Here is a 4,125-nt window from a genome sequence, read left to right on the forward strand (position 1 = left end):
ATGAAACAACTAAACCCATCCATTAAACTGCATGTGCTTATTGGCGCGTTAATCAGTGCTTGGATCTTTTTATTTGCCTTTTTTATTCGTCCCTTTGAACATGGAAGAATGGATTTTAAGGTTTGGATGACTGTAAGTTTAGGCTTTAGTATTCTTGCATTTGTATGTTACGGATTTATTACGTTCTTTCAAAAAATAGTATATGAACAAAAGTTAAAATGGAATATTGGACTTGAAGTCATAACACTGATACTTTTCTTTGTTTTATATACAATTGCTACATATATTTTCTACAGAAGTTCGCTTGTGAGCGGAATTTATGATTTTTCTACCTTTTTAAGAGAAATTATTCTGAATTCTGTATTGATTTTAACACCAATTTTAATTTTGGTACGAACGTATGCTATTAAATTGATTCCTGTAAAAGATGATCGAATTACGATTAAAGGAGAGAATAAATTAGATATTTTAAAAATTAAACAAGTGGATTTAATTTGTATTTCCAATTCGCAAAACTATGTGGAAATTTTCTATTTAGAACATGGAGAATTGAAATCAAAATTGATTAGAAGTTCACTCAAAAAATTACAATCTAACTTTGAATTCCTATTGCAAATTCATCGTTCACATTTAATAAATCCAACACATTTTAAATCCTGGAAAGATTCTTCAACCATTTCATTGACGCAAATTGAACTTCCCGTGTCAAAAAACTACAAAGAGCAAGTTTTAGCGCTTTAATTTTATACCTAAAACGATATATTTCATACCTAAACAGTAGGTTTTCAACCAAAATAACTGACTTTATACCTTAGTGTAGTTTGGCTATTTCAATACACTCATTTTGATATTATTTTTGAGCTCATCAATCAATTAAAAATATTAAAAAATGAAAAAATTAGCTTGGCTTATCTTTATTGGTCTGTGCCTATTTATTAGCGTCTATCCTATAAAATACTTTTTGGCAGACGAACCTATTGCATTATTATCTTCAAAACCCGACGAAGTACTGAATAGTACTTTATATATGACCGCCTTTTACATACATATTGCATTTGGTGGCATCGCGTTATTTGTCGGTTGGATACAATTCATAGGAAAATTTCGAAAGAAATTCATGAAAGCACACCGAATTATTGGGAAAATTTACGTGTTTTCAATCTTCATTAGCGGTCCTGTAGGATTGTATGTTGGTTTCTTTGTTAAAGGCGGACTTGTCGCTAAAGTAGGATTTGTGTTTGGCGCTTTTATTTGGACGTTGATAACTTACATGGCGTATAAAGCCATACGAAAAGGAAATGTAGCAAAACACCGTGAATACATGATATATAGTTATGTTGGAAGTTTTGCCGCAGTTATGTTACGATTTATTCTACCACCTTTAATCAGTATTACAGGAGATTTTAGTTTTGCATACGGAATCTCTGTTTGGGCAAGTTGGTTGCCTAATGTTGCAATTGCGTATGTATGGATACATAAAAAAGAAGTACTAGTTTCGATTTATGAAAAATATAGAATCAAGAAAGTATTGATCGGAATGTCTATTTTGGTTGGAACTACGATTTTGGTTTCCTATATGAGTCCGCAAACTTGGTTGTATAAAAGTGCTGCTTTTGAAGGTGAAGCATTTGAAAAAACAACTTCTTTAACAAATTCGGTCTTTACAGAAGAAAAACTACAGGAGATTGATACGTATTTGAAAGAAGAATCGGAAACTACAAGTATGATTGTGCTTGAAAATGGTAAAGTCGTATATGAATATGGAGATGTTTCTGAAATTAGCTACAATGCTTCCGTTCGAAAAAGTATTCTAGCAATGTTATATGGGAAATATGTTGATAACGGTACGATTGATTTGAATGAAACGATTGACAATCTAGGAATTAACGAAGATGATGGATTGTTAGCGATTGAAAAACAAGCAACAGTTGATCATATTGTAACAGCACGATCAGGTGTGTTTCATCAACCAGCAAATGGTGGATACGATACTAAAAACCTTAAAAAAAGAGGTAGCGTAGCGCCTGGAACGTACTTTTTGTATAACAATTGGGATTTTAATGTAGCTGGATTTATTCTGGAAGAAAAAACAGGAAAAAATGTTTATCAAGAGTTAGAGCAACAACTAGCAATTCCGTTAGGTTTCCAGGATTGGAATATTCAAAATCAAGATAGAACAGTCAATACAGCTAAATCGCGTTATTCTGCATATCATATGCATCTTTCTACACGCGATATGGCAAAAATTGGACAACTTATGCTGCAAGAAGGTACATGGAATGGAAAACAATTGATTTCTAAAGATTGGATTCGTAAAATTACAACAACAGTTACACCGAAAGATACTGTAAACATACGTTATAATAAAGATTTGTCATGTCCTGCACAGCTTTCATACGGATACATGTGGTGGTTGTTTGATCGCTTTTATGACAATCCAGATTTTGAAGGCGCATATACAGCTTGGGGCGCATTTGGACAATACATTACGGTGATTCCAAAACGAAATGTTGTCATAGTTCATAAAACAACGGTTGATATTTACACATTACTTAATTTTTCAGACAGAACTTCGACTCCAGAATGGCGTTATTGGTGGATTTTACGAAAATTAATGTTGAATCGTAAATCTATTTCAGCTTTAGCAAAAGAAAAATCGACAGATGAAATTATTGAGTTTATTAAAGCAGAATATACAAAAGATTCTGAATATGCAATTTCTGAACGTTTAATCAATGAATATGGACAGTCATTAGCTGAAAAAGGAAGACATGAAGAAGCCATACAGTTTTACAAACTAAATTTTGAATTGTATCCAGAAGGTTATTATACGCATCGCGTGTATGATTATTATATAGAAAGTTTACGCAAACTTGGAAGCGATGAACATGAATTATTGCCGTTGCTTGAAAAGTCTTTTGAATTAAATCCTTGGAATAAGGAATTAGGCAAGGAGATTAAGAAATTGAAGTCTTGAATATGATACTATACTATAAACGTCAATTCAAATAAATTTTCAAAGTATTCTCGATGCAATTTCTTCGATTCTATTCAGAAAATCACTTGAATTGGCATTTTTTGGTATTACTGAGTTTTTTAAGAAAGGTTAGTACTATGATTCGTCGTTGCGAACGTAGTGAAGCAATCTGTTACTTCAAATAACAGGATTTGTACTATAACAAACAGATTGCCACGTCACTATCGCACCTCGTAACGACGTTTCAAAATGATTTTAATAAATCTTAACTTTTGTCATAGGAATTGAATTGACGTTTGCTAATTGACGAATTCTAATGTCATTTCTTCATTCCGAACAAAATACGTGTGATTTTATACGGATAGATTAAAATCTTGTAAATCAGTATGATTGCAGGAAAAGAAGTAACGATTAGTAAGATCATTTTTACTGGAATATTCACGTCAAGCTGAATGATATAATACGCAAATACTACAATAACTGTTTGATGCAGAATGTAAAACGGGTAAATGGCTTCGTTCAGTTTTTGTACAAGCGTACTCTTTTTATTCAACCAAATTTGACCAAAACCTAATAAGGTAATCACAAAACTCCAACCAACTAAACAACAGACAAGATACCAAAAAATCCAAAGTGTGTTAGTAGAAAAATAGGGTGAAAGCCATTCGTTTGGCATCAAATAGTACGTATAGAAAATGATGGAACTTGCAATAAATAGTACGGCATTTGTTTTACGATATAGCTTCAAGTGCAACCAAGTCGATTCTGCGGAAGCGAACAACATTCCCAAAATCAAGAAAAATCCATAGAAAAACGTAGTGGAGAAATTGAGAAGGCTTTTGTCAGAGCTTGGATAGTATTGTTTGAGCACTATGAATACAATACTTAACGGAATCACCAAAGCAAAAAGCCCAAAGCGTTTTGACGTAATGTGTTCAAAAAACTCTAGAAACTTGCTCGATTTCGAAGATTTCAGGAACAAAATAAATGGAATTAACACCATAGACATCCAAAATAGATTTTCTATAAACCAAAGATGATTTACGCCAAAATGCCCGTTTGTATATACGTCAAAATAGGAAGTAAAAGAATCGATGTTTCCAAAGTATATTTGTGGCGGCACAATAACTAACACACCAAAAAACAAC

General features: G+C 32.5%; 3 protein-coding genes. 2 read left to right on the top strand and 1 reads right to left on the bottom strand.

Features of this window, described 5'->3' with window-relative positions; genetic code table 11:
• Positions 1–741: LytTR family transcriptional regulator DNA-binding domain-containing protein (locus AB8B65_RS10165; RefSeq protein WP_405300857.1), on the top strand; the 741-nt coding region annotated here is incomplete at its 5' end.
• Positions 742–889: 148 nt separating this feature from the next.
• Complete coding sequence (locus AB8B65_RS10170; protein ID WP_405300858.1) at positions 890–2,977, top strand: DUF2306 domain-containing protein; 2,088 nt, start codon at positions 890–892, stop codon at positions 2,975–2,977.
• 319 nt (positions 2,978–3,296) lie between these two features.
• Here the strand turns inward: AB8B65_RS10170 and AB8B65_RS10175 are convergent.
• A partial coding sequence (locus AB8B65_RS10175) for an acyltransferase family protein (RefSeq protein WP_405300859.1) occupies positions 3,297–4,125 on the bottom strand: 829 nt, incomplete at its 5' end.

The organism is Kordia sp. (genome assembly GCF_045105435.1).
Classification (GTDB): domain Bacteria; phylum Bacteroidota; class Bacteroidia; order Flavobacteriales; family Flavobacteriaceae; genus Kordia.

Excerpts from the sequence above, each read along its gene's own strand:
- AB8B65_RS10170 (WP_405300858.1), top strand. The coding sequence starts at position 890 with ATGAAAAAATTAGCTTGGCTTATCTTTATTGGTCTGTGCCTATTTATT.